This is a genomic window from Halolamina pelagica, from assembly GCF_900115675.1.
Lineage (GTDB): Archaea > Halobacteriota > Halobacteria > Halobacteriales > Haloferacaceae > Halolamina > Halolamina pelagica.
On record NZ_FOXI01000007.1, the window covers coordinates 74,756 to 94,745 of the forward strand.

At 69.9% G+C, this 19,990-nt stretch carries 23 protein-coding genes; 11 read left to right on the forward strand and 12 right to left on the reverse strand.

Going from position 1 to position 19,990, the window contains the following annotated elements; all coding sequences use genetic code 11:
• The first annotated feature begins 70 nt into the window (after positions 1 to 70).
• Entirely contained in the window at positions 71 to 1,882 is a 1,812-nt protein-coding gene (locus BMZ83_RS10815; RefSeq protein ID WP_074878534.1) for a S9 family peptidase, read from the forward strand.
• Between the two features lie 6 nt (positions 1,883 to 1,888).
• Here BMZ83_RS10815 and BMZ83_RS10820 read toward each other — a convergent pair whose 3' ends face one another.
• The 5 genes from BMZ83_RS10820 to BMZ83_RS10840 form a co-directional block, all read right to left on the reverse strand.
• Positions 1,889 to 2,332 carry a COG4315 family predicted lipoprotein gene (locus tag BMZ83_RS10820; RefSeq protein ID WP_206674353.1) on the reverse strand — a complete coding sequence of 148 codons (444 nt, stop codon included), beginning with the start codon at positions 2,330 to 2,332 and terminating at the stop codon, positions 1,889 to 1,891.
• A gap of 210 nt (positions 2,333 to 2,542) precedes the next feature.
• Positions 2,543 to 2,845: a hypothetical protein gene (locus tag BMZ83_RS10825; protein WP_074878537.1), complete on the reverse strand. Its 303-nt coding sequence runs from the start codon at positions 2,843 to 2,845 to the stop codon at positions 2,543 to 2,545.
• A 55-nt stretch (positions 2,846 to 2,900) separates the two neighbouring features.
• On the reverse strand, positions 2,901 to 3,209 hold the full coding sequence (locus BMZ83_RS10830) for a winged helix-turn-helix domain-containing protein (protein WP_074878539.1): 309 nt from the start codon (positions 3,207 to 3,209) through the stop codon (positions 2,901 to 2,903).
• Between the two features lie 53 nt (positions 3,210 to 3,262).
• Positions 3,263 to 4,015: a class I SAM-dependent methyltransferase gene (locus tag BMZ83_RS10835; RefSeq protein ID WP_079990162.1), complete on the reverse strand. Its 753-nt coding sequence runs from the start codon at positions 4,013 to 4,015 to the stop codon at positions 3,263 to 3,265.
• Between the two features lie 51 nt (positions 4,016 to 4,066).
• Positions 4,067 to 4,810, reverse strand: coding sequence for a creatininase family protein (locus BMZ83_RS10840; protein WP_074878541.1), 744 nt, complete (start codon positions 4,808 to 4,810; stop codon positions 4,067 to 4,069).
• A 96-nt stretch (positions 4,811 to 4,906) separates the two neighbouring features.
• Here BMZ83_RS10840 and BMZ83_RS10845 point away from each other — a divergent pair, with 96 nt between their 5' ends.
• Entirely contained in the window at positions 4,907 to 6,310 is a 1,404-nt protein-coding gene (locus BMZ83_RS10845) for a serine hydrolase (RefSeq protein WP_074878543.1), read from the forward strand.
• 31 nt (positions 6,311 to 6,341) lie between these two features.
• On the opposite strand, the gene BMZ83_RS10850 is transcribed toward BMZ83_RS10845, so the two are convergent.
• Positions 6,342 to 6,749 (reverse strand): hypothetical protein, encoded by a 408-nt coding sequence (locus tag BMZ83_RS10850; protein WP_074878544.1) that lies wholly within the window; start codon positions 6,747 to 6,749, stop codon positions 6,342 to 6,344.
• On the reverse strand, positions 6,746 to 7,153 hold the full coding sequence (locus tag BMZ83_RS10855) for a plastocyanin/azurin family copper-binding protein (RefSeq protein ID WP_074878546.1): 408 nt from the start codon (positions 7,151 to 7,153) through the stop codon (positions 6,746 to 6,748). The genes BMZ83_RS10850 and BMZ83_RS10855 overlap by 4 nt, the downstream gene beginning before the upstream one ends.
• A gap of 89 nt (positions 7,154 to 7,242) precedes the next feature.
• On the opposite strand from BMZ83_RS10855, the gene BMZ83_RS10860 reads away from it, so the two are divergent.
• On the forward strand, positions 7,243 to 9,756 hold the full coding sequence (locus BMZ83_RS10860) for a DNA topoisomerase I (protein WP_074878548.1): 2,514 nt from the start codon (positions 7,243 to 7,245) through the stop codon (positions 9,754 to 9,756).
• Between the two features lie 18 nt (positions 9,757 to 9,774).
• Here the strand turns inward: BMZ83_RS10860 and BMZ83_RS10865 are convergent, their stop codons facing one another.
• Positions 9,775 to 10,224 (reverse strand): hypothetical protein, encoded by a 450-nt coding sequence (locus BMZ83_RS10865; RefSeq protein WP_074878550.1) that lies wholly within the window; start codon positions 10,222 to 10,224, stop codon positions 9,775 to 9,777.
• 103 nt (positions 10,225 to 10,327) lie between these two features.
• Between BMZ83_RS10865 and BMZ83_RS10870 the strand changes: the two genes are divergently transcribed.
• Positions 10,328 to 11,029 (forward strand): phosphoglycerol geranylgeranyltransferase, encoded by a 702-nt coding sequence (locus BMZ83_RS10870; protein ID WP_074878552.1) that lies wholly within the window; start codon positions 10,328 to 10,330, stop codon positions 11,027 to 11,029.
• On the opposite strand, the gene BMZ83_RS10875 is transcribed toward BMZ83_RS10870, so the two are convergent.
• Positions 11,026 to 11,919 carry a hypothetical protein gene (locus tag BMZ83_RS10875; protein ID WP_079990163.1) on the reverse strand — a complete coding sequence of 298 codons (894 nt, stop codon included), beginning with the start codon at positions 11,917 to 11,919 and terminating at the stop codon, positions 11,026 to 11,028. The two genes, BMZ83_RS10870 and BMZ83_RS10875, sit on opposite strands and share 4 nt — an antisense overlap.
• A 157-nt stretch (positions 11,920 to 12,076) precedes the next feature.
• Between BMZ83_RS10875 and aspS the strand changes: the two genes are divergently transcribed.
• Complete coding sequence (gene aspS / locus BMZ83_RS10880; RefSeq protein ID WP_074878556.1) at positions 12,077 to 13,378, forward strand: aspartate--tRNA(Asn) ligase; 1,302 nt, start codon at positions 12,077 to 12,079, stop codon at positions 13,376 to 13,378.
• Between the two features lie 250 nt (positions 13,379 to 13,628).
• On the opposite strand, the gene BMZ83_RS10885 is transcribed toward aspS, so the two are convergent.
• Positions 13,629 to 15,014: a hemolysin family protein gene (locus tag BMZ83_RS10885; RefSeq protein ID WP_074878558.1), complete on the reverse strand. Its 1,386-nt coding sequence runs from the start codon at positions 15,012 to 15,014 to the stop codon at positions 13,629 to 13,631.
• 143 nt (positions 15,015 to 15,157) lie between these two features.
• Between BMZ83_RS10885 and BMZ83_RS10890 the strand changes: the two genes are divergently transcribed.
• From BMZ83_RS10890 to BMZ83_RS10900, 3 genes are all read left to right on the forward strand, one after another.
• Entirely contained in the window at positions 15,158 to 15,418 is a 261-nt protein-coding gene (locus tag BMZ83_RS10890) for a glutaredoxin family protein (protein ID WP_074878560.1), read from the forward strand.
• Complete coding sequence (locus tag BMZ83_RS10895) at positions 15,415 to 15,921, forward strand: redoxin domain-containing protein (protein ID WP_074878562.1); 507 nt, start codon at positions 15,415 to 15,417, stop codon at positions 15,919 to 15,921. The genes BMZ83_RS10890 and BMZ83_RS10895 overlap by 4 nt, the downstream gene beginning before the upstream one ends.
• A gap of 65 nt (positions 15,922 to 15,986) precedes the next feature.
• Positions 15,987 to 16,571 (forward strand): L-threonylcarbamoyladenylate synthase, encoded by a 585-nt coding sequence (locus BMZ83_RS10900; protein ID WP_074878564.1) that lies wholly within the window; start codon positions 15,987 to 15,989, stop codon positions 16,569 to 16,571.
• Here BMZ83_RS10900 and BMZ83_RS10905 read toward each other — a convergent pair.
• Together BMZ83_RS10905 and BMZ83_RS10910 are read right to left on the reverse strand one after the other, a co-directional pair.
• On the reverse strand, positions 16,568 to 17,239 hold the full coding sequence (locus tag BMZ83_RS10905; RefSeq protein ID WP_074878566.1) for a CRISPR-associated protein Cas4: 672 nt from the start codon (positions 17,237 to 17,239) through the stop codon (positions 16,568 to 16,570). The genes BMZ83_RS10900 and BMZ83_RS10905 overlap by 4 nt on opposite strands.
• A gap of 37 nt (positions 17,240 to 17,276) precedes the next feature.
• Positions 17,277 to 17,882, reverse strand: a complete 606-nt coding sequence (locus BMZ83_RS10910; protein WP_074878569.1) for a conditioned medium-induced protein 4 — start codon at positions 17,880 to 17,882, stop codon at positions 17,277 to 17,279.
• Positions 17,883 to 17,982: 100 nt separating this feature from the next.
• Between BMZ83_RS10910 and BMZ83_RS10915 the strand changes: the two genes are divergently transcribed.
• Genes BMZ83_RS10915 through BMZ83_RS10925 form a run of 3 tightly spaced genes read left to right on the forward strand, consistent with a single transcriptional unit; the run spans position 17,983 to position 19,981 of the window.
• Positions 17,983 to 18,567: a biotin transporter BioY gene (locus BMZ83_RS10915; RefSeq protein WP_074878571.1), complete on the forward strand. Its 585-nt coding sequence runs from the start codon at positions 17,983 to 17,985 to the stop codon at positions 18,565 to 18,567.
• A gap of 1 nt (position 18,568) precedes the next feature.
• Positions 18,569 to 19,273, forward strand: a complete 705-nt coding sequence (locus tag BMZ83_RS10920) for an energy-coupling factor ABC transporter ATP-binding protein (RefSeq protein WP_074878573.1) — start codon at positions 18,569 to 18,571, stop codon at positions 19,271 to 19,273.
• Positions 19,274 to 19,276: 3 nt separating this feature from the next.
• Positions 19,277 to 19,981 carry an energy-coupling factor transporter transmembrane component T family protein gene (locus BMZ83_RS10925; RefSeq protein WP_074878575.1) on the forward strand — a complete coding sequence of 235 codons (705 nt, stop codon included), beginning with the start codon at positions 19,277 to 19,279 and terminating at the stop codon, positions 19,979 to 19,981.
• The last annotated feature ends 9 nt before the right edge of the window (positions 19,982 to 19,990 follow it).

Genomic DNA, 19,990 nt, shown 5'->3' on the forward strand with positions numbered 1-19,990 from the left:
TCGACGACGCGTCCCGGCAGTCTCGGCCCGTGCCCGAACGCCTTTCCCGGAACCACCACCACACACCCTCATGAGTTACGGCGTCGCCCGCTACATCGGCATCGACAGCACCGACACGCCAACGTTCACGCCCGACGGCGACCTCGCGTTCCTCGCGGACACCACCGGCACGCCGCAGGTCTACCGGCTCGGTTCGCCGGGCGCGTGGCCCGAGCGCCTGACCGCCCACGACGAGCGCGTCTCCTTCGTCGACACCTCCCCCACCCGCGACGAACTGATGTTCGGCATGGACGAGGGGAGCAACGAGCGCGACCAGCTCTACCGCTACGACCTCGAAACCGGCGAGGAGCACCAACTCACCGATCAGCCCGAGTCAAAGCACCTCTGGGGCGGTTGGGGACCGGACGGCGACCGGTTCGCCTTCGCCGCGAACCGGCGGCAGGGGGACACGTTCGACGTGTACGTGCAGGGCCGCGATGGCGAAGGGGCCGACCTCGTCTGGGAGGGGCCGGGCGGCTTCGTCGGCGTCGCCGCGTGGCACCCCGACGGCGACGCGCTGGTCCTGCAGGAGTCGAACTCCAGCGCGGATCAGGTGCTCTACTGGCTGGACATCGAGTCCGGCACCACCGAGCGGATCACCGACGCCGACGAGGAAGCGCGCTACCACCACGTGAACTTCGGGCCGGACGGCGACCTCTACGCAGTCACGGACTACGGCGCCGAGACGGCCTACGTCGGTCGGCTGGACGTGTCCGGGCGTGGCGATGGCGTCGAGACGATCGAGGCGGGCCACGAGGAGTGGAACGTCGACGCGCTCGGGATCGACGCCGAAACCGGGCGGGTCGCGTACACGCTGAACGTCGACGGCTACTCGGAGACGTATCTCGGCTCCCTCTCCGACGACGGCACCGCCGTCGTCGACGCCGTGGAGCCGGACCTCCCCGAGGGCGTCGTCGCCGGCGTCGAACTCGACCCCGACGGCGAGCGGGCGGCGATCGAGTTCAGCGCCGACGACCACCCGCACTCCGTCTACGTCGCCAGCGCCGAATTCGGCGACGCCGAGCGCTGGACCACCCCCGGCACGCTCGGCATCCCGGAGGACCGCTTCCTGCGTTCGGAGACGGTCCGCTACGAGACGTTCGACGGGCGGGAGATCCCGGCCTACTGGACGCTCCCCCCTGGCGTCGACGAGGACGACGACGAGGAAGTCCCGGTGATGGTCGACATCCACGGCGGCCCCGAACACCAGCGCCGGCCGTGGTTCTACCCGACCAAGCAGTACTTCCTGAACCAGGGGTACGCCGTGCTCGAACCCAACGTCCGCGGCTCCTCGGGCTACGGGAAGGAGTACACCCACCTCGACGACCAGGAGAAGCGGCTCGACTCGGTGAAGGACGTCAAGTACGCGACCGAGTGGCTGGAAGAGCAGCCGGTCGCCGACACCGACCGCCTCGTCGTCTACGGGCGCTCCTACGGCGGGTTCATGGTGCTCTCGGCCATCACGCAGTACCCCGACCTCTGGGCCGCGGCGGTGGATTTCGTCGGCATCGCCGACTTCCAGACGTTCCTCGAGAACACCGGCGAGTGGCGCCGCGAGCACCGCGCCGCGGAGTACGGGAGCCTCGACGACCCCGAACTGCTCGAACGCATCTCGCCGATCCACGACGTGGACGAGATCCAGTGTCCGCTGTTCATCCAGCACGGCGCGAACGACCCGCGCGTCCCCGTCGGCGAGGCCGAGCAGATCGCCGAGGCCGTCGAGGAGCGCGGGATCCCCGTCGAGACGTGCATCTTCGAGGACGAGGGGCACCACACGACCGACCGGGAGAACCTGATCGAGGAGTTCGAGCGCATCGCGGCGTTCCTGGAGGAGCACGTCTGAGCGATCTCAATAGCGACTGTCCGTCGGCGTCGCCGTGTCCTCCGACCCCCCGCTCCCCGTGTCGGTTCCGGTCGACCGAACCGGGCTGCCGTCGGGACGGAGCACCCACCAGGCGTCGCTGGCGCCCTGCCCAGTCGCGTCGCCGGGCTCCTCGTCGGGCGTGAAGTAGTAGAGCGGCCAGCCGTTCGCGGCCACCTGCGTCGTCCCGTCGTCCCGCTCGAACGTCGAGAGCGCGGCCGTCACGTCGCGTCCCGCCGAGGGCTCGCCGTCGACTGTCAGTGCCGGCCAGTTCTCCAGGCAGCCACCGGAGCAGGTGCTCTCCCCCGATCCCTGTGTGTCCTGATCGAACGCGTAGAGGGTCATCCCCTCGGGGCCGACCAACACGCCGCCGAGCTCGGGGTGGGAGCGGACCTGCACCGTCGCCGTCGGCGACTCCGTTTCGGTCGTCATTCGGTCCCCGCCCGGCGGGGACGAGTTCCCGGTACAGCCGGCGGTCAGTACGGTCCCGACAGCGACGGTTCCGAGCAGTGTTCGTCTGGATACGTCCATGGGCGTGTTACACTGTCTCAGGGGAGGGATATGGCGGTTTTCCGAACTCCGTCCGAAATTCCTCCCCAAACGGGGCGGTTCGACGACCGCCCCGATCGGGGCCCGTTCCGGTCAGGTCCAGGTGAGCCGTGCGAGGACCACCAGCGCGATCAGTTCCAGCCCACAGAGCAGCGTCATCCCGATCTGTACGTCCGGCGTGGTGGCGACGAACCAGCCCACGAAGCCGTCGTGGAACACGTAGAGCCCGACCCAGAGGAGGTTCTCGAGCAGGAGAAACCCCCCGACGACCAGCAGCCCGAGCGTGTGGCTGGCGCCGTGGCGCCGGTAGTTCCGGAGCCAGACGTTCCCCAGCCCCAGCAGCAGGACGACGTTCACGCCCGCGGCGATCCGGGCCACGTCGAGCCAGCGGCTCATGCGTCCCTCCAGAGGTTCTCCATCGACATACGTTTGTTCCGAATTTCGTCCATAATCAGGGGTCCCCAGTGGCCGCGTCGTCGCCGTCCGGATCGACGGTGTCGAATATCTCCTCGACGGTGTCCCAGTTCGACCGGACGCGGTCGGTGAACAGGTATACGGCGGCGTACTCGTCGCCGCTCTTGCGCACCACGTTGTTCTCCTGGAGCACGTCGAGGTGGTGACGAACGGTCGTGTAGTCGAGGTCGAGCGCGTCCGCGAGCTGGTTGGCGTTCCGCGGTCGCTCGTCGATGGCCCGCAGGACGCGGACCCGCGTGTGGCCGCCCCGGGAGCTTGCGAGCACGTACCACAGGACGCCCTCCATCGCCTGGTGGTTTCCCGCCACCCCTTGTAAACACACCGCAGGATCGGGCTACGTCAGCTTCTGGAGCGTCCAGGCCTCACTGACGCCGCCGGGTCGGGGTCGCCGCCGTCGAACCCGGACTCGACCGACCACGAATCGAACGGCGAGTCCCGAGCGAGCAGTTCGACCTGCTGCTTCGGGAGCATCGAGAGCCGGTAGGACGACTCGTGGACGACCGCACCGTGGGGCGCCTCGGTCTCGGTTTCGACCTCGAACTGCTGTTCGACGCTGTCGACCACTCGCGAACGCGACCTGTGGGTGTACGTGCGGCCCCCGTACTGGACTGGCTCTTCCTGCCACTCGCCGTCGGTCTCACAGATCACGTCGAAGGAGGGGACGAACGTGTCGAAGACGAACTGGCCGCCGGGCGCGAGCGCGTCGTGGACCTGCGCGAGCAACGTTCGCTGGTCGTCGACGCTGCGGGCGTGCTGCACCGTGTTGAACGGGCAGAGGACGAGGTCGTACGCCCGCCGCGGCTCGAAGTCGAGCATGTCCGCCTCCCGCACGTCGGCGTCGAGGCCGCGAGCGGTCGCTCGCTCGCGCAGGCGGGCGAGGCGGCCGGTGTCGAGGTCGATTCCCGTGGCGTCGACGCCCGCATCGAGGAGCGGCAGGTGGACGCGGCCGGTGCCGCAGGCCAGCTCCAACACCGCGCCGCCGGCGTCGACGGCGAGGTCGCGGTAGAACGACACGTCGTCGCGCGGGTCGTCCTGAAACCGGCAGTCGTACAGCTCCGCGGGGGTCGGGTGGTCCGAGCGATCGGTGACCATACAGCCGCTCCGGCGGGTGCTCGCCTAAGGGTTCGCCCGGCGTGTGATCGGTTACCAGCCGGCGTCGATGTCGTCCTGCAACGCTTCGAGGATCTGCTCGGTGCCGTGGTCGATGACCTCGGCCATCGCCTCGGGGTCGGCGTTGGTCGGATCGCCCAGTCCACCGAGGTCAGTCACCCGGTCGAAGTAGCCGTAGCTGGCGGTCTCGGGCATCTCCTTCGCGCCCTGCGGCTCCTTCTTTCCGTCCTTCACCAGATCGGGGCGGTAGTGCTCGATCACGCTGGTCTCGTGGTCGCCGGCGTGGCCCCAGCCCTCGCCGAACACATCCTCCAGGCGCTCCCGGGCGAAGTCCGTCCAGTGGACGAAGTGGGTCGCGAGGCCGTACTCCCGGACGAGCCGGTCCGCAGCGTTCGAGAGCGGCTCGCGGTTGCCGCCGTGGCAGTTGACGATCACGAACCGCTCGACGCCGTGGCGGGCGAGGCTCTCGCCGATCTGGACGATCGCGTCCTCGTAGGTCAGCGGGTCGAGCGTGATCGTCCCGGGGAAGTTCATGTGGTGCTCGCTCATCCCGTAGGGGAGCGTGGGCAGGCGGACGAACCGCAGGTCGTGCTCGTCGGCGGCGTCGACCAGCTCCTCCGTCAGGTGCTCGGCGCGGAGGGTGTCCACCGAGACGGGCAGGTGGACGGAGTGCTGTTCGACGCTCCCTGTCCCGAGGAGGGCCGCATCGGCGTCCTCGAACGCGTCCTCGGCGTCCTCCCACGTCATCGTCACCAGGTCGTCGTCGGTCTCGGGCATGGGACAGCGTGGGGTGCGACGGGGCAAAGAACTACGGGAACGGGCGATCGGGGCGCGCTCCCGCACCTTCTTCGCCCCGGCGCCCCCATCGCCGGTATGTCCATCGCCGACGACGCCAGCGAGATCGCCCGGCTCTGTCGCCGGGTCGTGCGCGACGAGACCCTGCCGGGGTTGAGCGTCGCCGTCACCGACGCCGACGGTACCGTGTACGCCGAAGGGTTCGGCTCCCGGGACCTGGCCGGGAACCGCCCCGCGACCCCCGAGACGCTGTACGGGATCGCCTCCTGTACGAAATCGTTCGCCGGCGTCGCGGTCCTGCAGTTGGTCGAGAGCGGCATCTGCGACCTCGACGACCCCATCTCGGCGTACCTCCCCGTCGAGTTCGACGAGCCCGAACCCACCATCCACCACCTGCTGACTCACTCCTCGGGGCTCCCCTCGCTGGGCGTGAGCGAGACGCTGCTGGCTCGCCGACTCCGCCTCCCGGACCCCGGGATCGCGATGGGGGACGTCGACGACTTCTACGCCCACGTGAACGCCGCCGGCGCCGAGCGCGTCGACCCGCCGGGCGAGCGCTTCGCGTACTGCAACACGGGCTACGCCCTGCTCGGTGAAGCCGTCGAGTCAATGACGGGCAAACCGTTCGACGAGTACGTGACCGAACACGTGTTCGAGCCGCTGGGGATGGACCGGTCGACGTTCGACGACCACGAGTTCTCGATGGCCGACGACCACATGACCCAGTACCGGCAGACTGACGAGGGGCTGATGGCGTCGTCGCTCCCGACGCGGGACATCGGGCAGGCGACCGGCGGGATCCTCGCGTCGGTCTCGGAGTTGGCCGGCTACCTCCGGCTCCACCTGAACGGCGGCGAGGCCGCGGGCGAGCGCCTGCTCGACGCGGACACGCTCGCCCGAGCGCACGAGGGGTACGTCGACGTGCCGGGGCGCTCGCCCGACACCGAAGGGGCGGACCGCCAGTACGGCTACGGCTGGTTCCGCGACGAGGGGTTCCTCGGCGACCGCACGCTGCTGGGGCACTCGGGGTCGATCACCGTCTCCTCGGCGTATCTCGGCTTCCTCCCCGACGAACAGGTCGGCGTCGCGCTGGCGTCGAACACCTCGCCGGCGTTCCCGCTTGGCGCCGTCGGCGAGGGCGTCCTGGCGGCGGTGCTGGGCGAGGACCCCGAGTCGGTGCCGTTCGTCCGCCTGCGTCGGCGCCACCGGCGGCTCGCGGGCGAGTACGCGGCGTACGAGGGCGTGATGAGCGCGACCGTCGAACGGGACGGCGGTTCGCTCCGGGTCGACTTCGACCACCCCTTGAAAGACGGCGAGACGGTGCTGTTCCCGGCGCCCGAGGAGGGGGAGAACGAGCGCGCCGACGCGGCGTATCGGTACGAGACGGTCGATTCCGCGGGTCGACGCGAGCCGGTCGAGTTCCGCGTCGAGGACGGCGAGGTGTCGCTGCTGATCGACCGGTGGCGGCTGGGGAAGCAGTAGGTCGGCGTCGGCCGGAGTGGACCGGGCGACCTCACAGGCCGGCCATCGCGAACAGGCTCCGGCGGAAGAGAAGCACGGCGAGGTTGTTCCAGAAGACGAGGAAGCCCACCGCGACCAGCAGGACCAGATACACCCGCGCCGCGTGGAGCATCACGTCGCCGAAGCGCTCGGAGCGCCGGGAGATCGCCTCGTAGGCGGCGAAGCCCGCGACGGCGGTCGCACCGACGGCGACGTGGACGGCGATCAGCACCGACAGCGGCTGGGTCAACAGCCACGCCATCCACGGGTTCGCCTCGGCGTCGGCGCCGACGACCGCCGCACACAGAAGCGTCGTGAGCAGGTCGACCGGCAGGAGGAGGAACAGCGCCGCCGCCACCCAGCCCCAGTAGGACTCCCGGTCGACCGCGCCGAGGCGAGGGAGGCGGCGGGGGAGCGTCACTCCACGACGAGGTCGGCGACCATCCCCATCCCCTCGTGCGGTTCACAGACGTAGTGGTACTCGCCGGGCACCTCGAAGGTGTGCTCGTGGGTGTGGTCGGTGTGGTGGATGTCCGGCTCGCCGCCCCAGTTCGCGTCGGCGGGCTGCCCGCGGACCGCGATGTTGTGGTTAGCCGAGCGCCAGACCCAGCGCACGCTGGTGCCGGCGTCGACGCGGAGCGGGTCGTTCGTGCCGGGGGAGAAGACGTTCCGGCCGTCCGGGCCGACCTCGACGACTTCGCCGTCGAAGTTCCCGGTCTCGGTCGCGGCGTCGCCGCCGGCGCAGCCGGCGAGCGCCGTCGTCGCCGCCAGCGCCGCGGCGCCGCGGCGGAGGATCGTCCGGCGAGAGGGGTCGTGTTCGCGCATACGCGAGCGTGGGAAGCCGTCGGGGAACTGCCTTCCGGTCCCGGAGCGCGAAACGTTTAGGCCGAGGAGCGGCCTATCGCCGGTACCGAATGGAACTCATCGTCACCGAGAAGGACAACGCGGCCCGTCGCATCGCCGACATCCTCAGCGACGGGACCGCCGACGCCGACCGGGTCAACGGCGTCAACGTCTACGGCTGGGGAGGCACGCGCGTCATCGGCCTCTCGGGCCACGTCGTCGGCGTCGACTTCCCGCCGGAGTACGACGACTGGCGGGACGTGGAGCCCCACGAACTCATCGACGCGCCGATCGACACCGAACCGACCCAGGAGGCCATCGTCGCCGCGCTCCGCCGGCTGGCACGGGACGCCGACCGCGTCGTCATCGCGACCGACTACGACCGCGAGGGCGAACTGATCGGGAAGGAGGCGTTCGACATCGTCCGGGACGTGGACGACTCGGTCCCCATCGAGCGCGCGCGGTTCTCCTCCATCACCGAGCGCGAGGTGACGGAGGCGTTCGACAACCCCGGCGAGCTCGACTTCGACCTCGCCGCGGCGGGGGAGGCGCGCCAGACCGTCGACCTCGTGTGGGGCGCTGCCCTGACGCGGTTCCTCTCGCTCTCCGCGGGCCAGCTCGGCGAGGACTTCATCTCCGTCGGCCGGGTGCAGGGGCCGACGCTGAAGCTGCTGGTCGACCGCGAGCGCGAGATCCAGGCGTTCGATCCCGACGACTACTGGGAGCTGTTCGCCGACCTCACGAAGGAGGGCGGCGCGGGGTTCGAGGCGCAGTACTTCTACCTCGACGACGACGGCAACGAGGCCCGGCGCATCTGGGACGAATCGGCGGCCGACGACGCCCACGAGGCGCTCGCGTCGGCCGGCGACGCCGCCGTCGAGGAGGTGAACCGCCGGACCCGGACCGACGAGCCCCCGGCGCCGTTCAACACCACGCAGTTCATCCGCGCGGCGAGTTCGCTGGGGTACTCGGCCCAGCGCGCGATGAGCATCGCCGAGGACCTCTACACGGCTGGCTACATCACCTACCCCCGGACGGACAACACCGTCTACCCGGACGATCTGGACCCCGAGGAGCTGCTGAACGCGTTCTCGGAGACGTTCTTCGGCGAGAGCGTCGCGGAACTGCTGGAGCAAGAGGAGATCGAGCCCACCGAGGGCGACGAGGAGACCACCGACCACCCGCCGATCCACCCGACCGGCGAGATGCCGACGGATCTGGACGACGACGAGTGGGAGGTGTACGAACTGGTCGTGCGGCGCTTCTTCGCGACCTGTGCGCCCGCGGCGACGTGGGAGCACCTGCGCGTGGTCGCCGGTGTTGAGGGCGACGTCTCGCTGCCCTCGGGCGGCGAGCGCGGCCTCTCGCTGAAGGCCAACGGGAAGCGCCTGCTGGAGGAGGGGTACCACTCGGTGTACCCGTACTCCTCGGCCGACGAGACGGTCGTGCCGGACGTTGAGCGCGGCGAGGCGCTGGCGGTCAGCGACGTGCACCTCGACGCCAAGCAGACCCAACCGCCGCGGCGCTACGGCCAGTCGCGGCTGATCGAGACGATGGAGGAGATGGGGATCGGCACGAAAAGCACGAGACATAATACCATAGAAAAGCTGTACGATAGAAACTATGTCGAGAGCGACCCACCCCGGCCGACGCAGTTAGCCCACGCGGTCGTCGAGGCCGCCGAGGAGTTCGCCGACCGCATCGTGAGCGAGGAGATGACCGCGCAGTTGGAGGCGGACATGCGCGCCATCGCCGCCGGCGAGAAGGGGTTCGACGAGGTGACCGAAGAGTCCCGCGAGATGCTCGACGCGGTGTTCGAGGAGCTCCGGGAGTCCCGCGAGGAGGTGGGCGACCACCTGCGCAAGTCGATGAAGGCCGACAAGATCCTGGGTCCCTGTCCGGAGTGTGGCGAGGACCTGCTCGTCCGGAAATCCCGCTACGGCAGCTACTTCGTCGGCTGTGACGGCTACCCCGACTGCGAGTACACGCTGCCCCTGCCCTCCACGGGCAAGCCGCTGATCCTCGACGAGGAATGCGAGGAGCACGGGCTCAACCACGTGAAGATGCTCGCCGGGCGGAAGACGTTCGTCCACGGCTGTCCGCTCTGCAAGGCCGAGGAGGCCGACGCGGAGGCGGACCGGATCATCGGCGACTGTCCGGAATGTGGGGAGGAGGAGGGCGGCGAACTGGCGATCAAGCAACTGCGCTCGGGCTCGCGGCTCGTGGGCTGTACGCGCTACCCGGACTGTGACTACTCGCTGCCGCTGCCCCGGCGCGGGGAGATCGAGGTCACCGACGAGGTCTGCGAGGAGCACGACCTCCCCCACCTGGTCGTCCACGGCGACGACGACGAGCCGTGGGAGCTGGGCTGTCCGATCTGTAACTACCGGGAGTTCCAGGCCCGCGAGGCGAACTCGGAGCTGGAGACCGTCGAGGGCATCGGCGAGAAGACCGCCGAGAAGCTCGAGGAAGCCGGCATCGAGGACGTGTCCGGGCTGAAGGAGGCCGACCCGGACGACCTCGCGGCGAGCGTGGACGGGGTCAGTGCCGGGTCGGTGCGGGACTGGCAGGCGAAGGCTGACTGATCGGTGGACGTCGCCTAACTACGCCACCGCCCCCTGCCGCAACCGCCCCCAGACCGCGTTCGACAGCAGCGCGAACACCACGCCCTCCATCGCCAGCAGCGGCAGCAGCAGGAAGAACGTGAACATCGACGGTCCCGTGAACATGAAGGAGAGCAGCGAGTCGGCGCCGTACCCCAGCACCATCGACAGCACGATCCCGTAGACGCCGACGGCGACGACGACCGCCGCCGCGCCGCCGACGCTGGCCAGGAAGCCTTCCTTCATCAGCGGCGCGTACTCGTCGGCCAGCACGCCCGTGACGAGGCCGCCGGGGATCCCCGCGGTCAGCAGCAGCCCCGACACCTGTTCGAGCGTGTTGAGCGCCTCGATGATCGACGACGTGCCCGACGCGTGGGTCAGGAGCACGCCGCCGATCCAGAGCACCGTCGTCGCGCCGCCGGCGAGCACGGCGCGGGAGGGTCGTCGCATACCTGTCCGTTCGCCGGCACGTAGATAAGCGAACTGGTCCCACACCGCCCGCGACCGGGGCGGTCCGCGCCCTTTTTACCCGCGGACCGAAGATTCGCACCCCATGACCGGCCCGTGGGCGCAGTGGGACCACGTCCTGAAGGTGGACCCCGACAAGGAGCTGCTGGACGACGAGACGTTCGACGACGTGGCCGCGACGGGCACCGACGCCCTCGAGATCGGCGGCACGATGGACATGACGAGCGAGAAGATGGAGCGGGTCGTCGACGCCTGTGCGGCCCACGACGTGCCGATCTACCAGGAGCCCTCCAACCCCGGCGTCGTGATCGACCACGAGGCGCTGTCGGGCTACCTCGTCCCCACGGTGCTGAACGCGGGCGACCCGTTCTGGATCACCGGCGCCCACAAGGAGTGGGCCCGCATCGACGGCGATCTCGACTGGGCGAACACCCACACCGAGGCGTACGTCGTCCTCAACCCCGACGCCTCGGTCGCGGAGTACACCGACGCCGACTGCGACCTGACCGCCGACGACGTGGCGGCCTACGCGGGCGTCGCCGAGCGCATGTTCGGCCAGGAGATCGTCTATCTGGAGTACTCCGGCACCTACGGCGACCCCGAGGTCGTCGCCGCCGCGGCCGAGGAACTCGACGACGCGACGCTGTTCTACGGCGGCGGCATCCACGACTACGGCAGCGCCCGGGAGATGGGCGACCACGCCGACACGGTCGTCGTCGGCGACCTGCTCCACGACGAGGGTGTCGACGCGGTGGCGGAGACCGTCGACGGCGCCAAGGACGCCTAGGCCACCCACTCGGACACCGAGAGCCGGGAGCGCTCACCCTCGAACGCGACGTACCAGTCGTTCCGGTACGGTTCGGGCAGTTTCTCCTCGTCGTCCAACCGGTCACGCAGCGCCGCGAGCGCGTCCGAAGCCGGCAGACACTCCTCGTAGCTCCCCTCGCCCCGGGCGTTCCGCAGGATCTCCAGTTGCGCCTCGGGAGCGTCGGCGAGATCGACGAGGTACGCATCGGCGAGGAACGCCCGGAACCCCGCGGCGTCGGCGGCGACGCGTTCGGCCGCGAACGCGTACGTGACGCGCTCGGTCGTGCCCGTCCGCTCGCCCGCGACCTCGACCCGAACCGCTCGGTCCTCCCACTCGACCCACGTCGTCTCGCCGATCAGTCGCGAGCCCTCGCCGCCGTCGGGGTACGGCGCGGGGTAAATCCCGACCGAGAACCCCTCCGGGAACTGCCCGCCCTTCTCCTCGGGCATCGCGAGCCGGAACGCCCGACGGTCGTTCTCAGGCAGGTCGGCGAACGGGACCACCTCGGTCCCGGCCGGCGCCGACTGGCCCTCCTCCCACTCGGCGTCGAGTTCGAAGGCGGGCACGTCGACCGATTCGACGGTCTCCCGGCTGATCCGGTAGAAGGCGCCGCCGTGGGGGAACAGCGTCGGCTCGCGGAACGGCACCCCCGCGTAGGTCGTGCGGCGCGCGCCGTCGTTCTCGACGGCCTCGGCGCCGACGCCCCGTTCCTGCTCACGGAGTCGGTCCTCGAGCGCCGCAACCGGGTCGAACGGTTCGGCGTCGACGTAGACGCCGCTGGTACAGTCGTCGTTGCCGATGCCGCCGAGACAGCCCCCGGCGAGCAGCGAGGCCGCTATCGAGAGGGCACCGCGTCGGTGGAGGGACACGCCCGGACGATCTCGGGGCGACGGCATATGTCTTCTGTCGCTTTCGGGGGAGGCGTGCGCCAGTTCGTCGCACACTGCCGAAACGCGTATCCCGCCCGAGCCAGCCGTTCGCCGGCGAAACACCGCGTTTAAAGATGCCCCGAGCGAACCACCGCCCATGCAGGATCGAACCTACGCGGCGGACGTGGACGCCGGCGAGTCGGCCACCGTGGCCGGCTGGGTCCACGAGATCCGCGACCTCGGCGGCATCGCCTTCCTCATCCTCCGGGACAAGAGCGGGAAGCTCCAGATCAAACTCGAGAAGGACGAGATGGACGACGAGCTGGTCGAGACCGGCCTCGGCGTCCACCGCGAGTCCGTGATCAACGTCACCGGCGACGTGAAGGAGGAGCCCCGGGCGCCGACGGGCTTCGAACTCGTCCCCGAATCGATCGAGGTCGTCGCCGAGGCCGACCCCGAGCTCCCGCTCGACCCCTCCGGGAAGGTCGACGCCGAACTCCCGACCCGACTGGACAACCGCACGCTCGACCTCCGCAAGCCCGAGGTCAAGGCCATCTTCGAGATCCGCGCGGAGGTCATGCGCGCCGCCCGGGAGACGTTCCGCGACCTGAACGCCACCGAGATCAACACGCCGAAGATCGTCGCCACCGGCACCGAGGGCGGCACGGAGCTGTTCCCGATCACCTACTTCGGCGAGGAGGCCTTCATGAACCAGAGCCCCCAGCTGTTCAAGCAGCTGATGGCCGGCTCCGGCCTCGAGACGGTGTTCGAGATCGGCCCCATCTTCCGGGCCGAGGAGCACAACACGCCGCGGCACCTCAACGAGGCGACCTCGATCGACTTCGAGTCGGCCTTCGCCGACCACCACGAGGCGATGGACGCCGCCGAGGAGATCGTCGTCTCCGTCTACGAGGCCGTCGCCGAGAACTGCGAGGAGCAGCTCGACCTGCTCGGCTACGACGACTTCGACGTTCCCGAGGGCGACTTCCCGCGCCTGAGCTACGAGGAGGCCATCGAGCGCATCAACGCCACGGGCGAACTCGACGAGCAGCTCGTCTTCGGCGACGACCTCTCGACGGAGGCCGAGCGCGCGCTGGGCGAGGACGTGGGAACCTTCTACTTCATCACCGGCTGGCCCAGCGAGATCAAGCCGTTCTACATCAAGGACCAGGACGACGACGAGACGCTCTCGACCGGGTTCGACATGATGCACCCCCGGATGGAGCTGGTCTCGGGCGGCCAGCGCGAGCACCGCCACGAGAAGCTGGTCGAAGGGTTCGAGCAGCAGGGGCTCGACCCCGAGCAGTTCGAGTACTACACCAAGATGTTCAAGTACGGCATGCCGCCCCACGCCGGCTGGGGGATGGGTGGCGAGCGCCTCGTGATGACGATGCTCGGCCTGGAGAACATCCGCGAAGCCGTGCTGTTCCCGCGGGACAGGCAGCGACTAAGCCCCTAGGCGAAGGAGCAACTGTCGAGCGGGAGCCACAGGCGACCGGTGTGTGCCTGACGCTGTTCCCGCGAGATCGCCAGCGTCTGGGTCCGGAGGACGAAGACCTGGCGAGATGCGGGACGGTTTTCGCGGAACCGCCAGCGCCTCTCGCCCTGAGAGGGCCTTTTCGGCGGGGCTCGGTCCCGCAGTCACCGAGCGACTCGACGAACCTCGCGGAGGGAACCGCCGCTTTTCGCGCGCGGTCGACCCGAGAGTCCTACTCCACGTCGGCAGCGTCGGTAGACTCCGCTTCCTCCTCGACGTCGTCGTCGGTGTAGTACTCCTCGGTCACCGTGATCCGGGCGCGCTTGATCCGGGTTGTATCGACCTGCTCGACGCGGATGCGGATCCCGTCGTACTCGATAGACTCCCCCTCCTCGACCAACCGGCCAGCCCGGTTGAAGATGAAGCCGGCGAGGGTCTCGAACTCCTCGCCCTCCGGCAGGTCGATCCCCAGCGCCTCGTTGACCTCGTCGATGTTGACCTCGCCGCGGACGAGGGCGGTGTCCTCGTCGACGAACTCGATCGCCTGCTCCTCGTCGCCCTCGAGGATGTCGCCGACGATCTCCTCGACCATGTCCTCCATCGTGATCAGCCCCTCCGTGGTACCGAACTCGTCGATGACGATCACCATCCGGAGGCGGTTGTCCTGGATCTCCTCCAGCAGTTCGTCGACGTTCTTCGACTCCGGAACGTGGAGCGTCGGCTGCACCAGGTCGTCCAGCGTCGGCTCCCCCTCGCCGTAGTGGGCCGCTCGCACCAGGTCCCGGATGTTCACGACGCCGATGATGTTGTCGAGGTTCCCCTCGTAGACGGGGACGCGTTCGTGGTCCGACTGGACACACTCCTCGATGGCCTCCTCGACGGTGGCGTCCTTCGGGACGGCAGTCATGTCCAGTCGGGGCGTCATCACCTCCTTGGCGATGGTCTGGTTGAACCGGAAGATGCGCTGGAGCATCTCGCGTTCCTCCTCGTCGATGACCCCCTCGCGCTCCCCGGTCTGAATCATGTTCTGGATCTCGTCGCGGGTGACGTAGGAGTCCTCGATCGCCGACCCGCCGCCGGTGATGCGGTTGATCGTCTGGGTGAGGTAGTCGAAGACGATGATCAGCGGCAGGAGCAGGCGCTCGGCCCACTTCAGCGGCCGGGCGATGCGGAGCGACCACGACTCGGTGTGCTCGACGGCGTAGGACTTCGGCGCGCTCTCGCCGAACAGCAGGACGACCGTCGTGATCCCGAACGTCGCGGCCAGCACGGCCTGTCCCTCCGAGAGGTAGAAGCCGAACAGCCACGTCGCGATCGAGGACATCGCCACGTTGGCGATGTTGTTGCCGACGAGAATGGTCACCAGCAGGCGGTGGGGATCGTCGAGGAGGTCCTGGACCAAGGAGGCACCGGGGACCCCCTCGTCGACGAGGGAGTCCACCCGATGGCTCTCGAGTCCGAACATCGCGATCTCCGAGGAGGAGAAGAACGCGGAGAACCCGATGAGGACGATCAGAATACCCACACCTAACGCGGTGGTGAGCGGGTCGGCATCCTGCGAGGCGGTTTGCAGAACGCCCCTGCTAAGGGCGGGGATGACCGTGGGAAGCAAGCCCATTTCGCGTCGGGGTAGTTCGGCGTCCGGATTAAGCGTTCCCCTCTCGGCGGCATACGCGGGCTCTGCAGTCGTTCAGCGGGCTCCCCCGGCATCCACGTGTCGTCGCCGACGACTTTAGGCGCTGGGCACCCAAACGGCGGGGTATGTCCGACGAACCGCCGATCACGCTCTACCGGCTGCAGGCCTGCCCGTTCTGTGAACGGGTGGTCCGGAAACTCGACGAGTACGGGCTCGACTACCGCTCCCGGTTCGTCGAACCGATGCACTCGGAGCGCGACGTGGTCAAACGCATCAGCGGCAAGCGCTCGGTGCCGGCGATCGTCGACGAGAACGCCGGGCTCACGATGTCGGAGTCGGGCAACATCGTCGAGTACCTCGAGAAGACCTACGGGGGTGAGGCCTGATGGAGTTCGACGTCGTCGAGCTCCCCGAGGCCGACCACCCCGAAGTCGGCGACACCGCGCCCGACTTCACCCGCCCGCTGGTGAACGAGGCGTTCTGGGAGGGCCGCTCGCTCTCGTCACTCACCGCGGAGGGGCCCGTCCTGCTCGTCGCCCACCCCATGGACGGCGCGTTCCCGGCCACGTACGTCTGGAACGAGATCGACGACCGCGAGTGGGCCGATGCGGTCGACGTGGTCGGCCTCTCCATCTCGACGCCGTACGAGCACGGCAGCCTGCTCGACGAGCGCGCCGACGGCGCGCGCCTGTTCTCCGACCCCGGCGCCGGCGTCGCCGAGCAGTACGGCATCGAACACGACCTCGACGGCATGGCCGGGATCACCGAGCACCGGCCCGCGATCTTCCTGCTCGACGAGGACCGCACCGTCGAGTACGCGTGGGTCGCCAGCGAGTGGCCCGACTTCCCCGACTACGACGCCGTCGAGGCCGCGATCGAGGACGTGTAGCGTCGACGACGGCGGCATCGTGTTCGACCGCGCGCTTTTTTCGCCCGCGTCTCCCGACTCCGGGTATGCGCGACGACCTGGTTCAGGCCACCAGCATGCTCGCGATGGGCGAGCTGGCGGTCTACCCGACCGACACCGTCTACGGGCTCGGCGCCGACGCCATCGCCGCCGACGCCGTCGAACGGGTCTACGAGTTGAAGGGCCGATCGCGGGACGACCCGCTCTCGATGGCGGTGCCCGACGTGGACGAAGCGCTCGAACACGTGGTCGCGACCGAGCGCGAGGAGGCGTTCATGCGCGAGTTCCTCCCCGGCCCGGTCACGGTCGTGCTCGAACGGCAGGGCCACGTCCCGGACGCGCTGACCGCCGGGCGGGACCGCGTCGGCATCCGGATCCCGGATCACGAACTCGCCCTCGAGCTGCTCGATGAGTTCGCCCCCGTCACCGCCACCAGCGCGAACCGCAGCGGCGAGGCGAACGCCACCCACCCCGACGACCTCGACGACGCGATCCGCGAGGGCGTCGGCGCCGTCGTCAACGGCGGCGAGCTCCCGGGCGGCGAGAGCACGGTCGTCGATCCCGGGGCCGACGAGATCCACCGGCGCGGCCGGGGAGCCGACGCGGTCGAAGCGTGGCTGGCCGAGCACTAGCGGCCGAGTAGCGACCGGAGCGACCGCGTTCTCACCCCGCAGTCCGCACGGTACTCGCAGGACTCGCACTTGGCGTCGTCGTCGAGCCGCGGCGGCGGCCCGTCGAGGCTCCGGACCGTCCGAAGCAGTTCCCGGTAGCGCGCCTTCTTCCGGGTGGTCAGCCGGACCCGCCGCACGACGCCGACGGCGGGGTACTCCACGAGCGCGCGGGGGACCTCGCGCTCGCGCTCCCACGCGAGCGCCTTCGCCAGCGCGACGGCGCGGACCGAGTGGGGCTCCCAGACCCCCTCCGGCGGCGGGACGCCGCCCGAGACGAGCACCGGGATCGGTGGCTCGTTCGCGTCCCCCGCGAGCAGTTTGTGCGCGACGCCGCGACAGTCCTGTCCGGTCAGCGTGGCGTCGCGCACGGCCGGATCGACGAGGCGGTCCCAGCGGTCGCCGGCCGCGAGCGCGTCGAGGTTCTCGCGGTACTCCTCGGGCGGAACAGCGAGCGGGCGGTCGGCGAGATCGGCGCGGGTCGCGTCCCGGAGTTCGGGGTACCGGAAGGCGAGTTCGCGGCGGGCTCGGACGTCGGCGGGCGGCCCGCGGTCGTCCGACTGCCGGGCGTAGTAGAGTTGACGCGGGCAGTACGCGGCGCGACCGAGGTCGCTGGCGGCGACGCGGGACACGGGAGGGGTGGTCCCGCCATCGCACTTCAAAAACGGGCTACAGTTGGGTGTTGGTCTCGATGTCCTCGGCCGCCTCCTCCAGGCCGGACTCGCGGGCGTCGGCGGCGTGGCTGTCCCGGAGATCGGCGTCGGTCAGTAGCTCGGCGAACTCGTCGGTGAACCGGTGGTTCGCGCGGGTCGCGCGGCGCTCGGCCTCGATCACCCGCGAGTAGCGCTCGACCGCCTCCGCGTCCGCGTCGAGCCGGTCGACACGCTCCTCGAGGGGCACGTCGGCGACGATGAGCTCCCGCAGGTCGTCCATCGACAGCGGCGCCTCGCGGTCCCCCTCCCGGACGAGGTGGAGGTCCAGCCGCGCGAGGGCGACCGTCCCCTCGTCGGTTTCGAGGGCGTCCGCGATCTCGGCGTCGCCCTCGCCGGCGTGGAAGCCCGTCACGACCCGGACCAGGTCGCCGTCGTCGAGCCCCGACTGGAACTCGTAGCGCTCGCGCATCCGGCCGACCAGTTCCCGGACCCGCGCCTCGGCCTCCTCGGCCGAAACCGCGTCGCCGAGGTCGCCGCGGTCCTCGGACTGATCCTCCGTGACCGTCTCCTCGCCGGTGGTCTCGACGAACAGGTCCCGGAGCTCCTCGGTTTGTTCGTCCATACTGCCGGAACGACGGGACCAGCGCGAATAAGGGTTGGGTAGCCGACGGTAACCGGTCGTAAACCGTAGCGTTAAGGTGAGTTTACGAGAAGCGTCGGACGTGTCTACCGCAACCGACTCCGTCGATCTCGTCGGCGACGAGGTGGCCGTCAACCTCGTCCGCGCCGCACTGCTGGCAGCGCTGATGGGCGCGTTCGCGTTCGTCTCGTTCCCCAACCCGTTGAACCCGGCCGTCCCCGTCACCGCCCAGGTGCTGGGCGTGTTCCTCGCCGGGATCTACCTCGGGCCCGCGTGGGGCGGGTTCGCGATGGCGCTGTACGTACTGGCCGGCGTGCTGGGCGCCCCCGTCTTCTCCGGCGCCAGCGCCGGGCTGGCAGAGATCTTCGGCCCGACCGGGGGGTACCTGCTCTCCTACCCGTTCGCGGCCGCACTGATCGGCGCCGTCGTCCACGGCGTCAACGGCCTCGTCGATCCGGAGGGCGTCTCGCTCCCGCGGCTGGTCGGCGCGATGACCGCCGGCACGGTCGTGATCTACGCGCTCGGGATCGCCGTCTACTGGTACTACCTCGACACCAGCCTCGTCGCCGCGATCGTCGGCGCCGGCCTCGTGTTCGTCCCGGCGGAGGCGGTGAAGATGGCCGCCGCGATCGGCATCGTACGCTCCGACGAGGTGCAGGCGACCTGACGTGCTCGAACTGGACGGCCTGACCCACGAGTACGACGGCGCCCGCGCCGTCGACGGCGTCTCCCTGACGATCCCGGACGGCGAGTTCCTCGTGCTCTGTGGCCCGAACGGCTCCGGGAAGTCGACGCTCGTCCGCCACCTGAACGGCCTGCTCGAACCGGATGCGGGCGAGGTGCTCGTCGACGGAACCGTCGCGAGCGAGGACCCCGTCGCCGCCCGAACCACCGTCGGGATGGCGTTTCAGGAGCCCCGGGACCAGTTCGTCGCCGCGACCGTCGGCGGCGACGTGGCCTTCGGCCCCGAGAACCTCGGGCTCTCCCACGACGAGATCGACCGCCGGGTCGAGGCCGCGATCGAGGCGGTCGGCCTCGACGGCCGCGAGGACGACCGGATCGAGACGCTCTCCGGCGGCGAGCGCGAGCGCCTCGCGGTCGCGGGCGCGCTGGCGATGGAACCGAACCACCTCGTGCTGGACGAACCCTTCACCGGCCTCGATTCGCCCGCCCGCGAGCGCCTGCTCGCCCGCCTGCGCGACCTCCACGCCGACGGCACGGGATTGATCGTCGTCACGCACGACCTCCGGGACGTGCTCCACGACGCCGACCGCGTGGTCTGTCTCGCCGACGGCGAGGTGGTCGTCGACGCGGGGCCGGAGGCAGCGACCGAGGAACTGACCGAGTACGGCGTGCGCGTACCGGATCGCTGAGCGATGCTCGGCTACCAACACGGCGACTCGCTCGCTCATCGTCTCGATCCCCGGACGAAGTTGGCGGTCCAGTTGACCTTCGCCGTCGCCGCGTTCGCCCACACCGACCCGCGCGGGCTGGCGGTGCTGACCGTCGTTACGGCCGGCGCACTCGCGAGCGCCCGGCTCTCCCCCGTCGCGGTGCTCTGGGGCTACCGCTTCCTCCTCCCGCTGCTCGCGGCCGCGGTGCTGTTCGAGCTGGTGACGCTCGGCCCGCCGTGGCTCGATCTCGCGGCGGCCGTCGACCCGCTGCTCGCGAGCTACCGGACGCTGCTCATCGTCGCCGTCGCCGCCGGCTACGTCCGGACGACCGCGGCCCGCGAGTCCCGCGCGGCGGTGCAGTGGGCGATCCCCGGGAAACCGGGGCGACTGCTGGGTGCGGGCGTGGGGCTCGTCTTCCGGTTCCTGCCCCTCCTTCGCCGGGATCTGGCGGCGATCCGCGACGCCGAGCGGGCTCGCTTGGGCGACGAGCGGCCCACCCGTGAACGACTCCAAACCGTCGGCGCGGCCGGGCTCCGCCGGGCGTTCGCGCGGGCGGACCGGCTCGCGATGGCGCTCTCAGCCCGGTGTTTCTCGTGGAACGCGACGCTGCCGCGGATCCGGTTCCGGGCCGTCGACGCGCCGGCGCTGGCGCTGGCGGCGGGGTTGGCGGCGTCCGTGTTGGTCTGAATCGCCGCC